The sequence below is a fragment of the Streptomyces tailanensis genome (assembly GCF_008386495.1).
GTDB lineage: Bacteria > Actinomycetota > Actinomycetes > Streptomycetales > Streptomycetaceae > Streptomyces > Streptomyces tailanensis.
In genome coordinates, this window is record NZ_VTHJ01000008.1 from 1 (window position 1) to 23,867 (window position 23,867).

Annotated in this window: 19 protein-coding genes and 1 pseudogene; 19 read left to right on the forward strand and 1 reads right to left on the reverse strand. The window is 69.5% G+C overall.

Annotated elements, in window-relative coordinates:
• Nucleotides 1–132 precede the first annotated feature (132 nt).
• Nucleotides 133–1,344: pseudogene (locus F3T56_RS08630) on the reverse strand (MFS transporter).
• A gap of 201 nt (nucleotides 1,345–1,545) precedes the next feature.
• Between F3T56_RS08630 and F3T56_RS08635 the strand changes: the two are divergent.
• From F3T56_RS08635 to F3T56_RS08725, 19 genes are all read left to right on the forward strand, one after another.
• Nucleotides 1,546–2,139: a TIGR03086 family metal-binding protein gene (locus tag F3T56_RS08635; protein ID WP_149824117.1), complete on the forward strand. Its 594-nt coding sequence runs from the start codon at nucleotides 1,546–1,548 to the stop codon at nucleotides 2,137–2,139.
• Nucleotides 2,140–2,205: 66 nt separating this feature from the next.
• Nucleotides 2,206–2,955 carry an MBL fold metallo-hydrolase gene (locus F3T56_RS08640; protein ID WP_149824118.1) on the forward strand — a complete coding sequence of 250 codons (750 nt, stop codon included), beginning with the start codon at nucleotides 2,206–2,208 and terminating at the stop codon, nucleotides 2,953–2,955.
• Between the two features lie 183 nt (nucleotides 2,956–3,138).
• A complete protein-coding gene (locus F3T56_RS08645; RefSeq protein WP_149824119.1) occupies nucleotides 3,139–3,786 on the forward strand; it encodes a GntR family transcriptional regulator in 648 nt (215 codons plus the stop codon).
• A gap of 72 nt (nucleotides 3,787–3,858) precedes the next feature.
• Nucleotides 3,859–4,770, forward strand: a complete 912-nt coding sequence (locus F3T56_RS08650; RefSeq protein WP_149824120.1) for a dihydrodipicolinate synthase family protein — start codon at nucleotides 3,859–3,861, stop codon at nucleotides 4,768–4,770.
• Complete coding sequence (gene araD, locus F3T56_RS08655; RefSeq protein WP_149824121.1) at nucleotides 4,767–6,497, forward strand: L-arabinonate dehydratase; 1,731 nt, start codon at nucleotides 4,767–4,769, stop codon at nucleotides 6,495–6,497. Before F3T56_RS08650 ends, araD begins: the two co-directional genes overlap by 4 nt.
• A gap of 204 nt (nucleotides 6,498–6,701) precedes the next feature.
• Nucleotides 6,702–7,646: a carbohydrate ABC transporter permease gene (locus tag F3T56_RS08660; RefSeq protein WP_149824122.1), complete on the forward strand. Its 945-nt coding sequence runs from the start codon at nucleotides 6,702–6,704 to the stop codon at nucleotides 7,644–7,646.
• The gene (locus tag F3T56_RS08665; RefSeq protein ID WP_149824123.1) at nucleotides 7,643–8,545 is read left to right on the forward strand and encodes a carbohydrate ABC transporter permease; all 903 of its coding nucleotides are present in this window, start codon (nucleotides 7,643–7,645) and stop codon (nucleotides 8,543–8,545) included. Before F3T56_RS08660 ends, F3T56_RS08665 begins: the two co-directional genes overlap by 4 nt.
• On the forward strand, nucleotides 8,542–10,029 hold the full coding sequence (locus F3T56_RS08670; protein WP_246203498.1) for a pectate lyase family protein: 1,488 nt from the start codon (nucleotides 8,542–8,544) through the stop codon (nucleotides 10,027–10,029). The genes F3T56_RS08665 and F3T56_RS08670 overlap by 4 nt, the downstream gene beginning before the upstream one ends.
• The gene (locus F3T56_RS08675) at nucleotides 10,026–11,183 is read left to right on the forward strand and encodes a Gfo/Idh/MocA family protein (RefSeq protein ID WP_149824124.1); all 1,158 of its coding nucleotides are present in this window, start codon (nucleotides 10,026–10,028) and stop codon (nucleotides 11,181–11,183) included. Before F3T56_RS08670 ends, F3T56_RS08675 begins: the two co-directional genes overlap by 4 nt.
• On the forward strand, nucleotides 11,183–12,028 hold the full coding sequence (locus F3T56_RS08680) for a DUF6807 domain-containing protein (protein ID WP_149824125.1): 846 nt from the start codon (nucleotides 11,183–11,185) through the stop codon (nucleotides 12,026–12,028). The genes F3T56_RS08675 and F3T56_RS08680 overlap by 1 nt, the downstream gene beginning before the upstream one ends.
• A complete protein-coding gene (locus tag F3T56_RS08685) occupies nucleotides 12,025–13,533 on the forward strand; it encodes a glycoside hydrolase family 43 protein (RefSeq protein ID WP_149824126.1) in 1,509 nt (502 codons plus the stop codon). The genes F3T56_RS08680 and F3T56_RS08685 overlap by 4 nt, the downstream gene beginning before the upstream one ends.
• Nucleotides 13,534–13,567: 34 nt before the next feature.
• On the forward strand, nucleotides 13,568–15,553 hold the full coding sequence (locus F3T56_RS08690; protein ID WP_149824127.1) for a pectinesterase family protein: 1,986 nt from the start codon (nucleotides 13,568–13,570) through the stop codon (nucleotides 15,551–15,553).
• 48 nt (nucleotides 15,554–15,601) lie between these two features.
• A complete protein-coding gene (locus F3T56_RS08695; protein WP_149824128.1) occupies nucleotides 15,602–16,957 on the forward strand; it encodes an ABC transporter substrate-binding protein in 1,356 nt (451 codons plus the stop codon).
• Nucleotides 16,958–17,120: 163 nt separating this feature from the next.
• A complete protein-coding gene (locus F3T56_RS08700; RefSeq protein WP_149824129.1) occupies nucleotides 17,121–17,921 on the forward strand; it encodes a rhamnogalacturonan acetylesterase in 801 nt (266 codons plus the stop codon).
• A 74-nt stretch (nucleotides 17,922–17,995) separates the two neighbouring features.
• Entirely contained in the window at nucleotides 17,996–19,267 is a 1,272-nt protein-coding gene (locus tag F3T56_RS08705) for a pectate lyase family protein (RefSeq protein WP_425473552.1), read from the forward strand.
• A 107-nt stretch (nucleotides 19,268–19,374) separates the two neighbouring features.
• A complete protein-coding gene (locus tag F3T56_RS08710; protein ID WP_149824131.1) occupies nucleotides 19,375–20,508 on the forward strand; it encodes a pectinesterase family protein in 1,134 nt (377 codons plus the stop codon).
• Between the two features lies 1 nt (nucleotide 20,509).
• On the forward strand, nucleotides 20,510–21,538 hold the full coding sequence (locus F3T56_RS08715) for a pectinesterase family protein (protein ID WP_149824132.1): 1,029 nt from the start codon (nucleotides 20,510–20,512) through the stop codon (nucleotides 21,536–21,538).
• The gene (locus F3T56_RS08720) at nucleotides 21,531–22,793 is read left to right on the forward strand and encodes a pectate lyase family protein (protein ID WP_172638859.1); all 1,263 of its coding nucleotides are present in this window, start codon (nucleotides 21,531–21,533) and stop codon (nucleotides 22,791–22,793) included. The genes F3T56_RS08715 and F3T56_RS08720 overlap by 8 nt, the downstream gene beginning before the upstream one ends.
• Nucleotides 22,780–23,841 carry a dienelactone hydrolase family protein gene (locus F3T56_RS08725; RefSeq protein WP_149824133.1) on the forward strand — a complete coding sequence of 354 codons (1,062 nt, stop codon included), beginning with the start codon at nucleotides 22,780–22,782 and terminating at the stop codon, nucleotides 23,839–23,841. Before F3T56_RS08720 ends, F3T56_RS08725 begins: the two co-directional genes overlap by 14 nt.
• Nucleotides 23,842–23,867 lie beyond the last annotated feature (26 nt).

Below are 23,867 nucleotides of genomic sequence, written 5' to 3' on the forward strand. Positions count from 1 at the left end.
CTACCGGATCCGCCACACCGCGCGGGCCGGATCCGCCAGATTGATCGAAACCAGATACGCGCCCTAGAGCGCGCCTTTGATGACCTCGCAACGGCGTATCCCGTTACGCCTCCGGCCGAACTGTTGGAACGCTTACGGCAGCACTCCGCGTACATCGCCCCCTCTCTCTCGCCGGTCGCCAGCAGCCACGCCCCGGACAGTACGAAGGCCGAGCCCAATCCCACCAACAGGGGCCCGGAGATCCACCAGGTCCACCACTTCCGCGCCGATCGCCATTCCCAGCGCGGTCGGGGCGAAGAGGAGGGTGTGGGCGGTGGCGGTCGCGCGGCCCAGTAGGGCGGGTGGGGTTTCGTGTTGGAGGAGGGTGAGCGTGGCGGTCAGGGCACAGGGGAGGCCGAGGCCGATCGCGGTGCTGCACGCGAGGGCGATCGTGTCGTCGGGGATCGAGCGGAGTGCGACTGCGGCTCCTGTCATGGCTGTGCCGTAGGCCGCGAAGGGGAGTTCGCCGAGGCGGCGTAGGAGGGTGCCCGTGGTCAGGCCGATGGCGGTCGAGCCCACGCCCTGTGCCGCGTAGAGGAGGCCCGTGTACGCGGGGAGTGGCCCAGGGATTCCGCCACCGTGTAGATCAGCGCGCCGTTGCTGCCGGAGAGCAGCACGGTCGTGCCGCCGGCCAGGAGGAGGGGGCGCAGGCGTGGGTGTGTCAAGAGGTAGCGGGCGCCTTCCGTGGTGTGGGCGCGGGGTTTTCTGGTGTGAGTCGGCTTAGCCTCGTGGGCCCGCAGCAACCCGTACAGCCCCGCCGCCACCGCGAACGTGATCGCGTCCAGGAGTGCCACCGTCGCGCCGCCGTACGCGGCGTAGAGGCCCGCCCCGGCCAGCGCTGCAACGAGTTTCATGCCCTCGTTGGCCGTCATCCGCAGGCCGTTGAAGTCGGCCAGGAGGGTCTTGTCGACCGTCGTGGCGACGAGGGCCGACTCGGCGGCATCGTGGACGACGCCTGCGGCTCCGTACGCCAGGAGGACCAGGTAGAGGAGCCACAGGTCGGCCGGTGCGGCCACCGTGCAGAGGGTGAGGAGGAGGGCGGCCAGGCCCAGGTTGGTGGTGATGAGGAGGGGTGGCGGGGGGCGTGGTCCGCGAGGGTGCCCAGGAGGGGCCGGCGGCCATCGGGGCCCACAGGGTGAACCCGCACAGGGCCGCCAGCGCGTCCGAGCCGGTGAGGTCCTTGACCCAGACGCCCGCCACCAGCCACATCGCCGAGGAACCGAAGCCCGAGACCACCACTCCGGCCAGGTATAACCCGGCGTCGCGGTCCCGAAGCACACGCGTCATCGGCCAAGTCGTCCACATAGTTCGTGCCGTCCACGTCGTTCGTGTCATGGCTGGTCAGCGTGGGGCCAAGGCTTCGCCGGGCGGATCGGGCGGATGCCTTAGAACCCGTCGCTCGGTGGGATGGGCGCGTGGTGAGCGATGAGTTTCCGGTGCGCCGTCGGTCTACAGGAGAACAGGAGCGGAATTCCGCGCCCCTGGCAGGCCCGTGAAGGAGCAGAGATGACCGACAGCGGCACGACGACCCTCGACCTCGGATCCCAGGCGCGGATCATCGCCCGGCTCGTGCGCGGTGTGAGCGACGAGCAGCTCTCCGGGCCGACCCCGTGCCCGGAGTACGCGGTGCGCCACCTGCTCGGGCATCTGCTCGGCCTCGCCATCGCCTTCCGTGACGCGGGCCGCAAGGATCTGGGCCCCACGACGGACACCAGCCCGACCACCGCCCTGCCGGACATCGAACCCGGCTGGCGCGAGACCCTGCCCAAGGTGCTCGACGAGCTCGCCGAGGCCTGGCGTGACCCGGCCGCCTGGACCGGGGAGACCCGGGCGGGCGGGGTGGACCTGCCGGGTGCCGTCGCCGGTGCCGTGGCCGTCGACGAACTCGTCGTGCACGGCTGGGACCTCGCCCGTGCCACCGGCCAGACGTACGAACCCGACCCGGCGGCCCTGGACGCCACCCACGGTTTCCTCGCCGCGGCGGTCGACGATCCCTCCCGCGGCGAGATCTTCGGCCCCGTCGTGACCGTGCCGGACGACGCGCCCCTCCTCGACCGCGTGATCGGGCTGAGCGGACGCGACCCGGGCTGGAAGCCGTAAGAACGCTCAGGCCTAAGAACGCTCAAAGGGAGCGCGCGGCCACGCCCGCCTCCGTACGCTCCCCACATGCCCCTGAGCCTCACCGTCCTCGGCACCGCCTCTCCGTATCCGCAGCCCGGCCGGCCCGCCTCCGGGTATCTGCTGCGCGGGGGCGGGGCCGAGATATGGGTGGACGCGGGGTTCGGGACGTTCGCCGAGTTGCAGCGGCACACGGATCCCACACGGCTCACCGCGATCTGGATCTCCCATCTGCACGCCGACCACAGCGCCGACCTGGCGGCCGCGATGTACGGCTTCGCGTACGGCGGGCTCACCCTGCCCGCGCCGCTTCCCGTGTATGCCCCGGCCGGCTGCGCGCGGCGGCTCGCGGGGTTCTTCGGGCGGCCGGACACGGAGTTCCTGAGCGGCGTCTTCGACTTCCGGACCCTGTACGACGGCCATTCGGCGCGGCACTGGAACCTCACCCTCACCGCACACACGGTCGTCCACGACGTCGAGGCGTACGCGCTGCGCGCCGAGTGCCAGGGGCGCGTCTTCGCGTACTCCGGGGACAGTGGACCGTGCGACGCGCTCACCCGACTCGCGAGCGGCGCCGACCTGTTCTTGTGCGAGGCGGACGTCGATACGCATCGCGATGGCGAACCCCGCGTGCATCTCACCCCCGAGGACGCCGGCTCGTATGCGAAGGGCGCGAGCCGGCTCCTCGTCACACACGTCAGCCCCACCCTCACCCCGCTGGCGGCCACCGCGCGCGCCGCCGTGGCCTTCGGCGGGCCCACCGAGTGCGCCCTTGAGGGCGACACCAAAATCGTGTGACGCCAAGATCGCGTGACACCAAGATCATCTGACGGCAACCACATCTTCTTTTGTCGGAAGCATTGACGAAACGCGGGGCCCCTCTTACCTTCAACGCGTCGTACTTCGTACGTCATATATGAGACGCGATACGTGAGATCAGATCCCCCGGGATCCGGTCCACGGAGATCCGAGAGGCCGCGCATGACCTCTGTGCCCATGCCGATCCCGTCCCGCACGCAGTTCGTGCTGGAGGGGATCAAACACCGCATCCTCACCGGACAGTTGACACCGGGTCAGGCCCTGGTGGAGACCGAGCTGGCCGCGCAGTTCGGGGTGTCCAAGACGCCCGTGCGCGAGGCGCTCAAGACGCTGGCCGGGACGGGGCTCGTCGTGATGAGCCAGTACAAGGGCGTCACGGTGCGCATGGTGGACGCGGACATGGCACGCGAGGTCTACGACGTACGGCTCCTCCTGGAGCCGGAGGCCCTGCGGCGCTCGGTGCGGCGCGGCACCTCCTGGGACGCGGCGAGCGACGCGCTGGCCAGGGCCGACGCGGCCACGGACACCGCCGAACGCTCGCTGGCCAACCGGGAGTTCCACCGCGCCCTGTACGTGCCCTGCGGCAATCCGCTGCTCGGCCGGATGCTCGACGAGGTGCGCGACCAGGCGGCCCTCGTCTCGGCGGTCGCCTGGGCCGCCTCCCCCTCCTGGGAGCGGGAGGCCGGCGAGCACCGGGAGATCCTGCGGCTGGCTCTCGACGGCGACGCCGACGGCGCGGCCGCCGCCCTCCACGCCCACATCGCCTCGTTCGTCGAGCGCGCCTTTCCCGAGGCCCGCGAGGACGAGTAGACCCGGCCGAGCACCGCCACCCTGCAAGCCCCCACAGTCCAGTACTCGCATCCTCGAAGAGGAAGGTCATCAATGAGCAGCGTGACGTTCGAGACCCAACGGGCGGCTCTGGCCGACGTGGTGGCCATCCCGGTGACTCCGTTCGCCGAGGACGGCACCGTCGACCAGGGCGCCCACCGGGCCCTGCTGCGTCGGCTGCTCGACGGAGGCATCACGACCCTCACCCCGAACGGCAACACGGGCGAGTTCTACGCCCTCACCCCCGAAGAGCGGCGCCTGGTCACCGAGCTGACCATGGACGAGGTCGGCGACCGGGCCGTGATCCTGGTCGGTGTCGGCCACGACGTACCGACCGCGATCGCCTCCGCCGAGCATGCCCGCGAGGCAGGCGCCCAGATGGTGATGGTCCATCAGCCCGTCCATCCGTACGTCGCGCAGGGGGGCTGGGTCGACTACCACCGGGCCATCGCCGAGGCCGTGCCCGAGCTGGGCGTCGTTCCGTACATCCGCAACGCGCAGCTCACCGGCGCCCGCCTCGCCGAACTCGCCGACGCCTGCCCGAACGTGATCGGGGTGAAGTACGCCGTCCCGGACGCCGCCCGCTTCGCCGCCTTCGCCCGCGACGCCGGGCTGGAGAGATTCGTCTGGGTCACAGGACTCGCCGAGCCGTACGCCCCCTCCTACTTCTCCGCGGGCGCCACCGGGTTCACCTCCGGCCTGGTGAACGTCTCCCCGGCCGTTTCGCTGAACATGATCGAGGCGCTTCGATCGGGTGACTTCCCGGCCGCCATGAAGGTCTGGGAGCAGATCCGCCGCTTCGAGGAGCTGCGGGCCGCCAACGGCTCCGCCAACAACGTCACCGTCGTCAAGGAGGCCCTCGCCTCCCTCGGCCTCTGCCGCCGCGACGTCCGGGCGCCCAGCAAGGAGCTGCCCGAGGACGAGCGCGCCGAGGTCGCCGCGATAGCCGCCGGGTGGTCGATATGAAGAAGCCGGAAGAACTCAGAAGCCACCAGTGGTACGGCAGCGGCGTCTCATCGGGTTTGCGCTCCTTCAGCCACCGCGCCCGTACCCGCCAGCTCGGTTACCTCCCCGAGGAGCACCTCGGCAAGCCGGTTATCGCGATCCTCAACACCTGGTCCGACATCAACCCCTGTCATGTGCATCTCCGTGACCGCGCGCAGGCGGTCAAGCGGGGTGTGTGGCAGGCCGGTGGCTTCCCGCTGGAGTTCCCGGTCTCGACCCTCTCCGAGACCTTCCAGAAGCCGACCCCGATGCTCTACCGCAACATGCTCGCGATGGAGACCGAGGAACTGCTGCGCTCATACCCGGTCGACGGGGCCGTGCTGATGGGCGGCTGCGACAAATCCACGCCCGCGCTGCTCATGGGAGCCGCGAGTGTCGACCTGCCGGCCGTGTTCGTGCCGGCCGGGCCCATGCTGCCGGGGCACTGGCGAGGCGAGGTCCTCGGCTCCGGCACCGACATGTGGAAGTACTGGGACGACAAGCGCGCCGGGCTCATCGGCGATTGCGAGATGACCGAGCTGGAGTCCGGACTCGCCCGCTCGCCCGGTCACTGCATGACGATGGGTACGGCGTCCACGCTCACCGCCGCCGCCGAGGCACTCGGGGTCACCGTCCCGGGCGCGTCGAGCATCCCGGCCGTCGACTCCGGGCACGACCGCATGGCAGCCGCAGCCGGACTCCGGATCGTCGAACTGGTCCACAAAGACCGGAAGTTGAGCGACATCCTGACCGCCGAGGCCTTCGAGGACGCGGTCACCACCGTCCTCGGACTGGGCGGCTCGACCAACGCGGTCATCCACCTGATCGCCATGGCCGGCCGGGCGGGCGTCAAGCTCACCCTCGACGACTTCGACCGCATCGCCCGTACGGTCCCGGTGCTGGCCAACGTCCGGCCCGGCGGACAGACGTACCTGATGGAGGACTTCCACTTCGCGGGCGGCCTCCCCGGGTTCCTGTCCAGGATCACCGACCTGCTGCACCTGGACCGGCCGACGGTCTCGTACGACACGATGCGCGAGCAGCTCGACGGCGTGCTCGTCCACAACGACGATGTGATCCGCACCCGAGACAACCCGGTCGCGGGCGAGGGCGGGGTCGCCGTGCTGCGCGGCAACCTCTGCCCGGACGGCGCGGTCATCAAGCACATCTCCGCCGAGCCGCACCTGCTCAAGCACACCGGCCCGGCGGTCGTCTTCGACGACTACAAGACGATGCAGCGCACCATCAACGACCCGTCCCTCAACATCACCGCCGACAGCGTGCTCGTGCTGCGCAACTCCGGGCCCAAGGGCGGCCCGGGCATGCCCGAGTACGGGATGCTGCCCATCCCCGACCATCTGCTGAAGCAGGGCGTACGGGACATGGTGCGGATCTCCGACGCCCGGATGAGCGGGACGAGTTACGGCGCCTGCGCGCTGCACGTGGCGCCGGAGTCGTACATCGGCGGGCCCCTCGCCCTGGTCCGCACCGGCGACTCGATCACCCTCGACGTCGAGGCACGAATGCTCCAACTCAACGTGGACGACGAGGAGTTGGAACGCCGCAGGGCGGACTGGACCCCACCACCCACCCGCTACGAGCGCGGCTACGGCGCCCTCTACAACGATCAGATCACCCAGGCGAACACCGGCTGCGACTTCGAGTTCCTGGCCAGACCGGGCAAAGTACCGGACCCGTACGCGGGCTGAACAGCACCGAGCAACCGCAGGCTTTTAAGGGGCGCGGGGAACTGCGCGACAAGCCTCCACGCACCCGCACTCGCCACCAGACCGCAAGACGCACCCCGTACCGCGAACCACCCCCCTCTGCACATCGAGAAAGCGCTTCCTGCACCACGACGCACCACGAGCACCACGACGTACCACGACGTACCCAGAAACGGAGCCCCAGTCATGGCCCAAGCCGCAGCCGTGGCGAAACCCCCCGCGCCACCCCGGCGGAGCCGTGCGCGCCGTGCCTCCGCGACCCCGCGCAGGCTGCCCTACCTGCTGATCGCCCCGGCCGTCCTGCTCATGCTGGGCTTCATCGCCTACCCGGTCATCAGCGTCTTCTACTACAGCCTGCAGAACTACAACCCCACCAAGCCCTGGCGGAACGGCTTCGCCGGCTTCGACAACTTCGTCCACGCCTTCACCGAGGACCCGCTGTTCTGGGACACGCTGATCTTCAGCGCCAAGTGGGTGGTCGTCGAGGTCGGACTCCAGCTGCTGTTCGGTCTCGCCCTCGCGCTGATCGTCAACCAGACCTTCGTGGGGCGGGCGATCGGCCGCGCGCTGGTCTTCTCGCCCTGGGCCGTCTCCGGCGTACTGACCTCCGCGATCTGGGTGCTCCTCTACAACTCCCAGACGGGCATCACCCGTTACCTCGCGGACATGGGCATCGGCGAGTACGGCACCAGCTGGCTCTCCGACACCTCCACCGTCTTCTCGGCGGCGATCGTCGCCGACCTGTGGCGCGGCGTCCCCTTCTTCGCGATCCTCATCCTCGCCGACCTCCAGTCCATCTCGAAGGACCTGTACGAGGCCGCCGAGGTCGACGGGGCCAGCCGCGTCCAGCAGTTCATCCACATCACGCTGCCGCATCTGAAGGACGCGATCATCCTCTCCACGCTGCTGCGCGCGGTGTGGGAGTTCAACAACGTCGACCTGCTCTACACGTTGACGGGTGGCGGACCGGCCGGAGTGACCACGACCCTCCCGCTGTACATCGCCAACACCTCCGTCGACGCCCACAACTTCGGTTACGCGTCCGCCCTCACCACGGTCGCGTTCGTGATCCTGCTCTTCTGCTCGATGGTCTATCTGCGGCTGAGCAAGTTCGGAGGCGAGTCCAAGTGATCACCAAGGACGCCGAGAGGACCGTACCGGTGACGTCCGCGCCCGCGGCAGAGGAGCCCCCTCAGCGGCCCCGCAAGGTCCGCCGCGCCTGGGACGAGGTGCCGCGCTGGCAGATCTATCTGCCGCTGGGGATCTACCTGGTCTTCACCCTCGTCCCCTTCTACTGGATCCTCCTCTTCGCGCTCCGCAAGCCCGGCTCGACCTCGCTCGTGCCGTGGCCGATCACCTTCGAGCACTTCGAGAAGGTGTGGAACGAGCGTTCCTTCGGCATCTACTTCCAGAACAGCGTCCTGGTCGGTGTCGTCACCCTGGTGATGACCACGATCGTCGCGCTGGCCGGCGGCTACGCCCTCGCCCGCTTCGACTTCAAGGTCAAACGCGGGTTCATGCTGGCGCTGCTGTGCTCCCAGTTCGTCCCGGGCGCGCTGCTGCTCGTCCCGCTGTTCCAGATCTTCGCCGAACTGCGGATGATCAACTCCCTCGGCAGTGTCATCCTCGCCGAGACGGTGTTCCAACTGCCGCTGTCGATCATCCTGATCAGCAACTTCATCAAGAACGTGCCGTATTCACTGGAGGAGGCCGCCTGGGTCGACGGCTGTGGCCGGATGAAGGCGTTCCGGATCGTCGTCCTGCCGCTGCTGCGGCCCGGTCTGATCGCTGTCGGCTCCTTCGCCTTCGTGCACTCATGGAACCACTTCCTGTTCGCCCTGATGTTCCTCAACAACCAGGAGAAGCAGACCATCCCGGTCGGCCTCAACACCCTGATGGGCGCCGACAGCGTCGACCTCGGCGCGCTCGCCGCCGGCGGCATCGTCGCGGCCGTACCCGTGGTGATCGTGTTCGCCTTCATCCAGAAGTGGCTGATCACCGGCTTCAGCGCGGGGGCGGTGAAGGGATGAGACTCCGCCACATCATCGCCGCCACCGCCCTGCTGGGACTGCTCGGCGTCCCCGCACACGCCGACGACGCCAAGCTCTCTGCTGGGAGTGCCGTGATGGGCCGTCCATCGTCTGCGACACCGTCGTGGCTGGTCGCTCCGCTCTCGGCTTCGCTCGAGCGGGGAGACCCCCATCGCGACGGAGCCGCATATCGACACAGCCCCGCGCCCCTTCAGGACGCTGCCGGACCGCAGCGGACTTCGCCCGACCCGCTCAGCGACATCGGCCGCGACACCCTGCCCGCGAACGACGGCTGGGCGGCGGCCGACGGCGGTACCACCGGCGGTGCGGCGGCCGACGACGCGCACGTGTACACGGTCACCGACCGCGCCGGACTCGTCCGCGCTCTCGACGGCGGCAGCGAGACCCCGAAGATCATCAAGATCGCCGGGACGATCGACGCCAACACCGACGACGACGGCGACCGCCTCACCTGCGCCGACTACGCGACCGATGGATACAGCCTCAAGAAGTACCTGGCCGCGTACGACCCCCGCACCTGGGGAACCGCCAAGCCCAGCGGCCCGCAGGAGGAGGCCCGCAAGGCGTCGGCGGCCAGGCAGGCCGAGCGCGTCCAGCTGACCGTCGGCTCCAACACCACCATCGTCGGAATCAGTGACTCCAAGAACACAGCCGTCCTCAAGGGCGCCAGCCTCCAGCTCAAGGGCGCGAACAACGTCATCGTCCGCAACCTCGAACTTCGCGACGCCTACGACTGCTTCCCCGTCTGGCAGCCCAACACCGGCGGCCTCGGCGACTGGAAGACGGCGTACGACAACATCTGGCTGCGCGGCGCCACCCATGTGTGGATCGACCATGTGACCGTCAGCGACAAGGGCCACCCGGACGAGAAGGAACCCACCTACTTCGCCCGCAACTACCTCCGCCACGACGGCCTGCTGGACATCACCAACGCCTCCGACCTGATCACCGTCTCCTGGAGCCGGTTCGCCGACCACGACAAGGCGATGCTCATCGGCAACGGCGACACGGCGACGGGCGATCGCGGCCGGCTCCGGGTCACCCTGCACCACAACGAGTTCGAGTCCGTCGTCCAGCGCGCGCCCCGCGTCCGCTTCGGACAGGTGCACCTCTACAACAACCGGTACGTCGTCCCGGCCGACACCCACGACTACCGCTACTCCATCGGCGTCTCCACCGAGTCCGGTGTCTACGCCGAGAACAACGCCTTCCACACCCCCGGCCACATCGAGGTCGCCGACCTGGTCAAGAGCTGGAACGGCACCACCTTCCACCAGACCGGAACCCTCTTCAACGGCTTCCCGGTCGACTTGCTCGCGATCTACAACGCCTACAACTCCGGCAGCGAACGTGATCTCACGGCCGACGTCGGCTGGACACCTACCCTGCACGGAAAGATCGACAGCGCCAAAGCGGCCGACCGAGAGGTGGCACGCGGCGCGGGCGCAGGGAGGATCCCATGAGCACTGCCGTACCCATCGTCCTGGCGGGCGCGCGCGGCCACGGCCGCTGGCACCTGGACAACATCCGCAGGCTCCAGGACAAGGGGATCGTCCGCCTGGCGGGCATCTGCGAGCTGACCCCCCTGACGAAAGCGGAGCTCCCGGAATGCCTGGGCACCCCTGAGCAGTCCGCCGACTTCGGCGCCCTCCTCGACTCGACCGGCGCCCGGATCGCGGTGATCTGCACGCCGATCCCGACCCACACCGACCTGGCCCTGACGGCCGCGCGGCGTGGCGTGCACATCCTGCTGGAGAAGCCGCCGGCTCCCTCGTACGCCGAGTTCCGGCGCATGGCCGACGGGGTCGCCGAGGCCGGGGTCGTCTGCCAGATCGGCTTCCAGTCGCTGGGCTCGCACGCCGTGCCGGCGATCCGGACGCTGATGGCCGAGGGTGTCATCGGCGAGGTGGTCGGGATCGGCGGGGCCGGTGCCTGGGCGCGGGCCGAGGCCTACTACCGGCGGGCGCCCTGGTCGGGCAAGCGGCGCCTGAACGGCGTCGACGTGATCGACGGGGCGCTGACCAACCCGCTCGCGCACGCCGTCGCCACCGCCCTCGCCCTGGGCGACACCGTGCGCGCCGAGGACGTCACCGCCATCGAGACCGAGCTGCTGCACGCCAACGACATCGAGTCCGACGACACCTCCTGCGTCCGCGTCACCACCGCGCAGGGCCGCCCGGTCGTCGTCGCCGCGACGCTCTGCGCCGAGGACCCCGACGACCCGTACGTCGTCGTCCACGGCGAACGCGGGCGGATCACCTTCTGGTACAAGCAGGACCGCGTCCTGCTCCAGCGCGCGGACCATGGCCCCGAGGAGTTCGAGCACGGCCGCACCGACCTGCTCGAGAACCTGGTCGACCACCTCACCGACGGCACCGACCTGCTGGTCCCCCCGGACACGACCGGCGCCTTCATGAAGGTCGTCGAGGCCATCCGGCTGGCCCCCGACCCGGCCCCGCTGCCCGAGCAGGCCTGGCAGCTGCTCCCCGACGAGCAGCGCCGGGTCGTCCCCGGCATCGACGGCCTGGTCGCGGCCGCCGCCGACACCCTCGCCCTCTACTCCGAGCTGGGCGCCCCCTGGGCTCTCCCGGCGAGAACGAAAGAGGTGAGCACCTGATGACCCCCCACGACACCGCGGTGCTGCGCGTCGCGGGCCGCCCCGTCGGCCGGTACGTCACCCGGCCCGAACTGCCGGCCCGGCTCTCCCCACGCCCGTACCTGCACCCCGTCACCACCCTGGCCGGTACGGCGGTCACCGAGCTCAGCCCCGCCGACCACACACACCACCTCGGCGTCGGTGTCGCCGTTCCCGACGTCGAGGGGCACAACTTCTGGGGCGGACGCACCTTCGTCCGCGACCAGGGCCCGACCGAGCTGGACAACCACGGCGTCCAGCGGCACACCGGCTTCCAGCTGCGCGACCCCGACGGCTTCGTGGAGGAACTGCGCTGGGTCGCCTCGGGAGCCGAGCTGCTGCGCGAACGCCGTACGGTCGCGACCACCGAACTCACCGACACGGCGTGGGCGTTGGACTTCACCTTCTCGCTGACCAACGTCACGTCCGACCCGCTGTCGATCGGCAGCCCCGCCACCAACGGACGCCCCGGCGCCGCCTACGGCGGCTTCTTCTGGCGGGCCCGGAAGGAGGACTCGGAGCCGGACGTCTTCACACCGGACACCGAGGGCGAGGAAGCCGTCCACGGCAACCGCGCCGACTGGCTGGCCCTCGTCGGCACCGGCTGGACGCTGGTCTTCGCCGGGGCGACGGACCGGACCCGCCGGGACCCGTGGTTCGTACGCACCGCCGAGTACCCGGGCGTCGGCTCGTCCCTCGCCCACGGCGAGCGGGTGCCGATCGAGCCGGGCGACACCGTCGTACGACGTGTCGTCACCGTCGTCGCCGACGGCCGCCTCGACCGCGACGCGGCGGGCGCCCTGGTCCGCAAGGCGGTGAGCCCATGACCACCGGGACCTACACCAACCCGATCCTCGACGCCGACTGGTCCGACCCGGACGTCGTCCGCGTCGGCGACGACTTCTACCTGACCGCCTCCAGCTTTGGCCGCGCCCCCGGGCTTCCCCTGCTGCACTCCCGGGATCTGGTCAACTGGACCCTGGTCGGCCACGCCGTCGAACGCCTGGAACCAGCGGAGGAGTTCGCCGCGCCCCGGCACGACTGCGGCGTCTGGGCACCCTCCCTCAGGCATCACGACGACCGTTTCTGGATCTTCTGGGGCGACCCCGACCAGGGCATCTTCCAGGTCAACGCCCCCGAGATCCGCGGCCCTTGGACCAAGCCGCACCTGGTGAAGGAGGGCAAGGGCCTGATCGACCCCTGCCCCCTCTGGGACGACGAGACCGGCGAGGCCTACCTCGTGCACGCCTGGGCCAAGTCCCGCTCCGGGGTCAAGAACCGCCTCACCGGCCACCGAATGCACCCCGACGGCACCGGACTCCTCGACGAGGGCAAGCTGATCGTCGACGGCGACCGGATCCCGGGATGGTTCACGCTCGAAGGCCCCAAGCTCTACCGGCACGACGGCTGGTTCTGGATCCTCGCGCCCGCCGGGAGCGTGGAGACCGGCTGGCAGGGCGCCTTCCGCTCGCGCGAGTTCTTCGGGCCGTACGAGGAGAAGATCGTCCTCGAACAGCAGGACACCGACGTCAACGGCCCGCACCAGGGCGGCTGGGTGCGCACCCCGTCCGGTGAGGACTGGTTCCTGCACTTCCAGCAGCGGGGCGCGTACGGCAGGGTCGTCCACCTCCAGCCGATGCGCTGGGGCTCCGACGGCTGGCCGGTGCTCGGGGACGACGGCGCCCCCGTCGCCGTACACGCCAGACCCGACCTGCCGCCACAGCCGGCCGCCGCGCCCGCCACCGACGACGACTTCCCCGGCGGACGGTTCGGCCGCCAGTGGCAGTGGACGGCCAACCCGCAGGACGGCTGGGCCACCCAGCACTCCGGGGACGGCCTGCGGCTGACCTGCGTCCGCTCGGCCGACGCGCACGACCTGCGCAGACTGCCGAACGTCCTCACCCAGCGGCTGCCGGGCACACCGTGCGCGGTCGAGGTCGAGCTGCGACTCGACAGTGACGAGCCGGGGGCGCGGGCCGGGCTCGCGGTGCTCGGGGACGCCTTCAGCTGGATCGGGCTCCAGCGGGGCGCGGACGGGGCGGTGCATGTCGTGCACCGGTTCGCGGAGGCGGTCGCGGAGCAGGAGCGGGACGCCGATCATCCGAGGCTCGCGCCCGAGGGGTGGGTACGGCTGCGGATCGAGATCGGGGCCGGGGCGCGGTGCCGGTTCTTCTACGACGTCGGTGACGGCCCGCGGTCGTCGGGTCCCGTCTTCGCCGCCACCCCGTGGCGCTGGGTCGGCGCCTTACTGGGGTTGTTCGGTCTCGCTCCCGCCGGTCAGGGACACGCCGGCGCGGGGACGTTCACGCAGTTCAGGATCAACGCCTTGTAACTCACCCCCCTTGTACAGCTGTTTAGGAGCCGCAATGACGCACCTCCAAAGCAAGCGCTTGCCGGGAGCCGGCAGAACCCTGGCCACCGTCATGGGCCTGGTGGCAGCCCTGGGCCTCGGGGCGATCGGGGAGGCGAAAGCCGCCCCTGCCGCCTCGGACACCACAACGTCGGCCGCCCGCTGGACCGACCGGCCCCACGGTTTCGCCTCCGTCGCCGGCGGCACCACCGGCGGGGCGGGAGGCAAGGTCGTCACGGTCACCGACCAGGCCTCGCTCGTGAAGTACGCGGCGGCGGAAGAGCCATACATCATCCGGGTGTCGGGGTCCATCGACGTCGAACCCTTCGGCTCGAACATCGTCGTCGGGTCGGACAAGACCATCGTCGGCGTCGGCGACACCGGCGAGATCGTCCACGGCGAGCTGCATCTCAACCCCGGCACGAGCAACGTCATCATCCGCAACCTGACGATCCGCGACTCCTACGTCGAAGGCGACTGGGACGGCAAGACCACCGACTTCGACGCGATTCAGATGGACACCGTCGACCACGTCTGGATCGATCACAACCGCTTCACGCACATGGGTGACGGGCTGCTCGACATCCGCAAGGACAGCCAGTACGTCACCGTCTCCTACAACCAGTTCACGAACCACAACAAGGCGTTCGGGATCGGCTGGACCACCAACGCCAAGACACAGATCACCATTGACCACAACTGGTTCACCGGCACGAAACAGCGCAATCCCTCCGCCGACAACTGCGCCTACGCGCACCTGTACAACAACTACTTCACGGAGCAGGTGCGCGACGGCGACCCGGTGTGGACGTACGGCAGCTGGGCGCGCGGCCGGACCAAGATGGTCCTGGAGAACAGCTATTACGACGGCGTCCAGCACCCCTACCAGGCGGACGCGACGGCCGAGTTGGTCGAGCGCGGGTCGATCCTGAGGAACACCACCGGGCGGCACGACGAATGGGGTGACGCCTTCGATCCGCGGGAGTTCTACGGGTACCGGCTGGACCCGGCCGCCGCCGTCCCGGCGCTGGTGACGCAGTTCTCCGGGCCGCAGACACGGATCGGTGACTCCGTGACGCTGCACGTCCCGGGCGACTACCCGACCGTGCAGGCCGCCGTGGACGCCGTGCCGAGCGGGAACGCGAGCACGGTGACGATCGCGGTCGCGCCGGGCACGTACCGGGCGAAGGTGCACATCCCCTCGAACAAGCCGAACATCGTGCTGCAGGGGACTGGACAAGATCGGTCCGACACCGTCATCGTCTACGACACGCCTGCCGAGTACGGCGGTTCCACCGGAAGCGCCACCGTGCGGATCGACGCCAACGACGTCACCGCGCGCAACCTCACCTTCAGCAACGACTTCGACGAGGCCGCGCACGAGCTCAGGGGCGAGCAGGCGCTGGCGATGAAGACGAACGGTGACCGGATCGTTTTCGAGAACACCGCCTTCCTGGGCAACCAGGACACCCTGATGACCAACAGCCCCAGGCTGAACACCGTCAGCCGGGTCTACATCCGCGACTCGTACATCGAGGGCGATGTCGACTTCATCTACGGACGCGCGACCACCGTCATCGAGCGCTCCGTGATCCGGGCGCTCAACCGCGGCTCAACCACCAACAACGGCTGGATCACCGCCGCCTCGACCTGGACGGGGAATCCGTACGGCTTCCTGATCACGCGGTCGGAGATCGTCAGTGACGCGCCCGACGGGAGCTTCCACCTCGGGCGGCCCTGGCACCCGGGCGGTGAACCGGAGGCCGTCGCGCAGGTGCTGATCCGGGAGACCGAACTGCCGGCGGCGATCAAGTCCTCCCCCTGGACCGACATGAGCGGGTTCTCGTGGAAGGACGCGCGGTTCACCGAGTACCAGAACTACGGACCGGGAGCTGCTGTCACCGCGGACCGGCCGCAAATGAGCGACGAGGACGCCCGAAGCCACACCGTCGCCGACTACCTCAAGGGCACTGACGGCTGGATGCCGTACGCCCGTCACTGACCCCCACAACTTCACATCTCTGTTTGATCCAGAAGAAGAGAGCCGACCATGAAGATCAACAATCGCAGGAGCAGCACAGGCGGGCGCCGCATGTCGGCCGCCGTCGCCCTGAGCGCCGTGCTCGCCCTGACCGCCACCGCCTGTGGTGACAGCGGCACGAGCGGCGACACGGGCGACGAGGGCAGCGGCAAGGGAGAGATCGTCTTCTGGGACAACAACGGCGGTGTCCGCACCGACATCTGGAAGGAGATCATCGCCGACTTCAAGAAGGCGAACCCGGACATCAAGGTCGAGTACGTCGGGATCCCGTCCACCGACTACCAGTCCAAGGTGGACACCGCCATCCAGGGCGGCGGCCTGCCGGACGTCGGCGGCGTCGGCGCGGCGATGCTCGCCGGGTTCGCCGCGCAGAACGCGCTGGAGCCGCTGGACGACCGGTTCGCCAAGTCATCGCTGAACGGCAAGCTCAACGAGGACATGCTGACGTCGATGAAGGCCGCCGGCGGCGGTGACGACAAGCTGTACTCGGTTCCGACCTCCGCGAACAACGGTGTCCTGTACTACCGCACCGACCTGTTCGACAAGGCGGGTCTGGACGAGCCCACCACCTGGGACAAGTTCTACGAGGCGGCCGAGAAGCTCACCAACGCCAAGAAGAACGAGTTCGGTTACACCATCCGTGGTGGCGCCGGCTCCATCGCCCAGGCGCTGGACGCGATGTACGGACAGTCCGGCATCACGTCCTTCTGGGACTCCAGCGGTGAGAAGACGACCGTCAACGACCCGAAGAACGTCGAGGCGCTGGAGAAGTACGCGGCCCTCTACAAGAAGGTCACGCCGGCCGCCGACCTCAACAACGACTTCACCAAGATGGTCGCGCAGTGGGACTCCGGCACGATCGGGATGCTGAACCACAACCTCGGCTCCTACCAGGACCACGTCAAGGCGCTCGGGGTCGAGAAGTTCCGCGGTATCCCGCAGCCCACGGGCCAGGGCGGCAAGCGGGTCCAGATCTCCAACCCGGTCGACGGCCTGGGCGTGTTCAAGAGCTCCAAGAACAAGGAGGCCGCCTGGAAGTTCATCGAGTTCGCCGTCTCGCACGAGTCGAACTCCAAGTGGAACGAGTCGGCCGGTGCCATCCCGTCCCACACGGAGGCCGCTGAGGACGCCTGGATCTCCAAGGCCGAGCCGACCAAGCTGGCGGCGGAGGCGCTGAACGACGGGTCGACCACGATCGTGCAGCTGCCGTACTACCTGCCCGACTGGAACTCCATCTCCAAGGCCGACAACGAGCCGAACTTCCAGAAGGTGCTCAACGGGGACATGAGTGCCAAGGACTTCCTGGACACGATGGCCGAGCAGCTCAACGAGGCTCAGACCGAGTGGAATTCGCGTAACGGCTAAGAGCTCGGCCGCACCTGTGCGCGGCCGGCTGCGGGTTGTTCGTGGCCGGTCGCGCCCACGTGGCGGAGCCGCATCTTGAGCACAGCCCCGCGCCCCTGAGGGGCGCGCTGCCACCCCCCACGTTTGAAAGGCACCACAACATCTCCAGAAAGGCACTCCCCCCGTGTCGCTCACCCGTAGACAGATCACCCTGGCCGCCATGGCCGCCGCTCCGCTCGCTCTCGCGGCCACCGGTACGGCTCACGCCGGATCGGGTCACCGCCCCCGCACCCTCTTCATCGCCGGTGACTCCACCGCCGCCCAGAAGTACGCCGCCGCCGCACCCGAGACCGGGTGGGGTATGGCTCTCCCCTTCTTCCTGCACAAGGACCGTCCCGTTTCCAACCACGCGGTGAACGGGCGCAGTTCGAAGAGCTTTGTCGATGAAGGCCGGCTCGATGTCATCCTGAACGAGATCCGGCCGGGCGACTTCCTCCTCATCCAGTTCGGCCACAACGACTCGAAGGCCACCGACCCCGCTCGCTACACCGAGCCGTGGTCGACATACCAGGACTACCTGCGCCTCTACATCGACGGCGCCCGCTCCCGTGGCGCGCGGCCGGTGCTGGCGACGTCTGTCGAGCGTCGGAGGTTCGACTCGGCCGGCAACGCCAGGCCGAGCCACGGCGAGTATCCGGCGGCGATGCGCGCGCTCGCCGAGCAGGAGGGCGTGCCGCTGCTCGACCTCCAGGCCCTGTCCCTCGCGCTGTGGCAGCAGCTCGGCGTCGAGGAGACGAAGAAGTACTTCAACTGGACCGCCACCGAGCAGGACAACACGCACTTCAACCCGCCGGGCGCGATCGCCGTGGCGCGTCTCGGGGCACAGGAGCTGCTGCGCACGCGTGTGCTCGGCCCGCAGGACCTGCACCGGCTCGACGAGGAGATCCCGGAGTCCTGGATCACCTGGCCCGAATCCGCCGCGTAACCGAGTCCCCCAAGAGCAGAAGAGAGAGCCGCACAGTGAACGCACATGTATGGCATGCACATGCCATAGGAAGAATGGCCGTGCTCATCGGCTGCACCGCGCTCGTCCTCGGCGTCACCGGGGCGAGTGCTCAGGCACACGGCCGTGATCTCGGTCGTGAGGTCCTCGCCGCGGGCGACGGCTGGGCCTCGGAGGGTACGGGGACGACCGGCGGTTCGGCCGCCGACTCCGCGCACGTCTACACCGTCACCACCTGGGAGGAGTTCAAGACCGCTCTGAAGGATGGCGGCGACGCGCCCAAGATCGTCAGGGTCAAGGGCGTGATCGACGCCGTCTCCCGGGGCTGCGACGCCTTCGCGGTCGAGGGTTACGACTTCCAGCAGTACCTCGCCGACTACGACCCCGCCGTCTGGGGCCACGACACCCCGGTCAGCGGCGAGCAGGAGGACCTGCGCGACGCGTCCGCCGACAACCAGGGCAGGGCCATCAGGGTGAACGTCCCCTCCAACACCACCATCGTCGGTGTCGGGAAGGGCTCCGGGATCCTCGGCGGCAGCCTGCAGATCAAGGGCGTGGACAACGTCATCCTCCGTAACCTCACCGTCGAGGCCCCGATCGACTGCTTCCCGCAGTGGGACCCGACCGACGACAACAAGACCGGCGCCTGGAACTCCGAGTACGACGGTGTCGTCGTCTACGGCTCCACCCATGTGTGGCTCGACCACAACACCTTCACCGACGGGCGCTACCCCGACAGCTCCCTGCCGTCGTACCTCGGCAAGATCTACCAGCAGCACGACGGCTTGGTCGACATCGTGCGCGCCGCCAACCACGTGACCGTGTCCTGGAACTCGTTCAAGAACCACGACAAGACCATGCTGATCGGCAACAGCGACAGCGCCGCCGCGACCGACGCCGGCAAGCTCAAGGTCACCCTGCACCACAACCGCTTCGAGGGCATCGTCGAGCGTGCGCCGCGCGTGCGGTTCGGGCAGGTCGACTCGTACAACAACCACTTCGTGGTGACCGAGGACCAGAAGTTCGGCTATGTCTTCGGCATCGGCATCGAGTCGCGGCTGTACGCCACCGACAACGCGTTCTCCCTGCCGCCCGGCGTCAGCGCGGCCCGGACGCTGAAGAAGTGGAAGGAAGCGCCGCTCACCGCAGAGAACAACTACGTCAACGGCAAGCTGACCGATCTGATCGCCGTCCACAACGCCGAGATCCCCGAGGAGACCCTGCAGTCGGGCGCCGGATGGACGCCGACCCTGCGGACGAAGGTCCATTCGCCACAGGCGGTGCCGTGGATCGTCGACGCCCTCGCGGGCGCCGACCGGCTGTACTGACGTACCCGTCGGGCCGGGGCGTACGTCGCCGCCCCGGCCCCCACCCCCCACGGCGAGGAAGAACCCCGACGCCCCCAGCACGACCCGCACTGCGAAGGAGCACCATCATGGCCGCGCCCCGCCGCCCCCGACTTGCCCTGTCCAGAAGAGGCTTCCTGCTCGCGACCGCCGGTGCCGGCGCCGTTGTCGGCCTCGCCCCGGCCCCCGCGCAAGCCGCCGCGCCTGCCCTCCCGTTCGGCCGCTACGGCTCCCCGTCCGCGCGCCTGAACGCGCAGACCCTGTACGTCGACCCGTCCGGCCAGGGCGACTTCACCTCCGTCCAGGCCGCCGTGACCGCCGCGACCGGCAGCGACTGGACTCTCGTCATCGCGCCGGGCACCTACCGGGAGACGGTCTCCGTCGACCGCACGCGCACGGAGATGACCTGGCTCGGCGCCGGCGACGGCCCGCGCGACGTCGTCATCGTCTACGACAACGCGGCCGGCACCCCGAAGCCGGACGGCTCCGGCACCTACGGCACCACCGGCTCGGCCACCACCACCGTCCGGGGGGACGGCTTCACCGCTCACCGGATCACCTTCGCCAACGACTTCCTGCGCGAGGAGCACCCCGGGATCAGCGGCACCCAGGCCGTCGCCATCAAGGTGATGGGCGACCGCTCGGCCTTCCACCACTGCCGCTTCCTCGGCCACCAGGACACCCTGTACGCCGACTCCAACTCCTCCACCCTCTTCGCCCGCCAGTACTTCTCCCACTGCTACGTCGAGGGCGACGTCGACTTCGTCTTCGGCCGGGCCACGGCCGTCTACGAGCACTGCCACTTCCGCACGCTGAACCGCACGGACCGCTCCTCGGCCCCGTACGGCTTCGTCTTCGCGCCCTCGACGGAGAGCGCCAACCCGCACGGCTACCTGGTCCTGCACAGCCGCGTGACGAGCGAGGCGCCCGACGCCTACTACAAGGTGGCCCGCCCCTGGGTGCCCAGCTCCAGCACCACCACCCGCCCCATGCTCACCGTCCGGGAGACCTGGCTCGGCCCCGGCATCGACGCGGTCGCGCCCTACGCCAACATGCGCGACGCCCACCCCTGGCAGGACCAGCGCTTTGCCGAGTACCGCAACACCGGCCCCGGCGCCGAGATCACCGTCCCCGAGAACCGGCCCCAGCTGACGGACGAGGAGGCCGCGGCGCACACCCGCGAGGGCTACCTCGGCGACTGGATGCCGTGGAAGGAGTGCTGAGATGCGCCGGCGCACACTGCTCGCCGGAATCGCCGGCGGCCTGGTGGCCGCCGGTACCACCCCCGCCTTCGCCGACGCCCGCCGCCGCGTCCTGCACGTCCGGCCCGGCGACTCCGTCCAGGCGGCAGTGGACACGGTGGCCGGGCCCGGCTGGACGATCGTCGTGCACCCGGGGACGTATCGCGAGGTCGTCAAAGTCCCGCAGGACAAGGCCGAGCTGACGATACACGGGGCCAGTCGCGACCCGCGGGCCGCCGTCATCGTCTACGACAACGCCAACGGCACCCAGAAACCAGACGGTTCGGGCACCTACGGCACCGCGGGCTCCGCCACCTTCACCTCGGCGGCTCCCGGGCTGACGGTCCGCGACCTGACCCTCGCCAACGACTGGCTGCGCGCCGAGCATCCCGACATCACCGGCACCCAGGCCGTCGCCGCCTATGTGACGGGGGACCGGTCCCACTTCGAGAACGTCCGGCTCCTCGCCCACCAGGACACCCTCTTCACCGACACGAGCGCGCTGGACGCCTTCGACCGGCAGTACTTCCACCGCTGCTACATCGAGGGTGACGTCGACTTCGTCTTCGGCCGGGCGACGGCCGTGTTCGAGGACTGCCACTTCCGCACGCTGCGACGGGACGTCGACTTCACTCCCAAGGGCATGGTCTTCGCCCCGTCCACGGCCCGCGCCAACCCCTACGGCATCCTCGCCGTCCGCTGCCGCATCACCTCCGGCGCGGAGGACGCCGCGTACAAGCTGGCCCGGCCCTGGGTGCCGTCGTACGAGACGACCGCCTGGCCGTCCCTGGTCGTGCGGGACACCCGGATCGGGCACGGCATCGACGCGGTGGCGCCGTACACCAACATGCGGGAGGCCTATCCCTGGCAGACCATGCGGTTTCGGGAGTACGGCAACACCGGCCCGGGTGCGGTGATCACTGTTCCTGAGAACCGACCTCAACTGACGCCCAGTGAAGCCGAGTTGCACACCAGGAAGGCGTATCTCGGCGACTGGCGCCCCCGTGCGTAGGGCGGCGGTCGCGGCCCTGCTCGTCTGTCTGTCCGTGGCGACCCCGGCCGCCTCCGCTGCCGAGCGCGAACCCGTCGGCTGGGGATCCGCCACCACCGGAGGCGCCGGCGGCACCACCCGCACGGTGCACACCCGCGCCGAGCTCAAGGCGGCCCTCGCCAACGACGGCGACCCCACCGCACCCAAGGTGATCCGCGTCGTCGGCGACATCAACGGCCATGAGGCGGACGACGGTTCGCTGCTCGACGAGCAGGACTACGCGCCCGGCTACGACCTCGGCAAGTACATGTCCTGCTTCGGCGCGGACGGCGCCGTCTGGTCCGACACCCGCCACGACCACTGCAAGCAGCAGCGTCAGCTGCGCCAGAGCGGGTCGGGCAAGGAGAAGACGCAGATCCAGCTGACCGTGCCGAGCAACACCACCCTCGTGGGGGCCGGCGACGACGCCCGGCTGCTCGGCGTCTTCCTGACCGTCAACACCGGCACGAACATCATCGTCCGCAACCTCCAACTCGAAGCGCCCGTCGACCACTTCACGACCTGGTCCCCGGGCGACGGCACCCAGGGCAGCTGGAACGCCCGCTTCGACGCGCTGACCGTGATCACCGGCAGGAACATCTGGATCGACCACTGCACCTTCACCGACGGCCGCTTCCCGGACCGCGAGGCGCCTCCCGGCTTCCACGGCGAGCGGGTCCAACGGCACGACGGACTGCTGGACATCGAGGACGGCTCCGACTTCGTCACCGTCTCCGACAGCCGCTTCACCGACCACGACAAGGCGATCCTCATCGGGTCGGGGGACGGGCGCGGCGACCGCGACCGCGGCCACCTCAAGGTGACCTTCGTCCGCAACCTCTTCACCGACATCCGGCAGCGTGCCCCGCGCGTCCGCTTCGGGCAGGTGCACGTCGTCAACAACGTGTACCAAGGGAGGGCGGACGGCACCCTCTACGCGCTCGGCGTCGGCGTGGAGTCCTCGATCTTCTCCGAGCGCAACGTGTTCCGCTACCGGGAGGGCTCCCCGTCCCTCGCCGTCGCGCACTACGGCGGCGCGCACTTCCGCGACACCGGCTCCTGGTTCAACGGCCGCCCCGCCCACCTGAACGAGGTGGCGACCGGCCTCGGCCTCAGTACCGACGTCGGCTGGCACCCGGCCGACGTCTACGACTACCGGCCCCTCACCTCCCCGTCGGCGGTCGAGCGGTACGTCCTGCGGCACGCCGGGACTGGGAGGCCGTATGGACACCTGTGAGCTCCCCGGCTTCCACCAGGCCCTCAAGGACGAGCTCCGCTTCCCGCTCGCCTGGGGCACCTCCCCGATCCGCGACTTCCGCACCTGGCGGCGGGTGGCGCGGGAAACGGTCGAGGAGCATCTGTTCGTCGCCCGGGACGACACCCCGTACGACCCGGAGTTCGGCGAGTGGCGTGCCGAAGGCGACGGCTTCACCCGCGAGTTGGTCACCTTCTCCCTCACTCGTTACGGCCGTGTCCGGGCCGCCCTGCTCACCCCGCACGGTCCCGGCCCCTTCCGGGCCGTGCTCCTCCTGCACGACCACGGCGCCAAGTTCGACATAGGAAAGGAGAAGCTGGTCCGGCCCTGGTACGACGACACCCGCCTGACCTCCGCGCAAGGATGGGCCGACCGCTACTTCAGCGGGCGGTTCGTCGGCGACGAACTGGCCCGGCGCGGCTACGTCGTCCTCGCCGTGGACGCGCTCGGCTGGGGCGACCGGGGGCCGATCACCTACGACCAGCAGCAGGCCCTCGCGAGCAACCTCTACAACTTGGGCTCGTCGCTCGCCGGGCTCATGGCCAGGGAGGACGTGCGCGCGGCGGACTTCCTGGCTGGGCTCGACCGGGTCGACCGGCACCGGGTCGCGGCCCTCGGCTTCTCCATGGGCGCCTTCCGTGCCTGGCAGACGGCCGCGCTCAGCGACGCCATCGCGGCCGCGGCCAGCGTCTGCTGGATGACCGGCCTCAAGGAGGTCATGGTCCCCGGCAACAACATCCTGCGCGGCCAGTCCTCCTACTACATGCTCCATCCCGGGCTCGCCCGGCACCTCGACTTCCCCGACGTGGCGAGCATCGGCGCCCCCAAGCCGATGCTCTTCTTCCACGGCGGCCAGGACTCCCTCTTTCCCACCGAGGGCGTCCGGGTCGCGTACGAGAAGCTGCGCGCTGTCTGGCGCTCACGTCATGCCGAGGAGCGGTTGACCCTCAGGACCTGGCCCGACCTCGGCCATGTCTTCGTCGACCGCATGCAGGACGAGGTCTTCACATGGCTCGACCACGTTCTGTGAACACCCCTGTCCTGTGCACTCCCCCC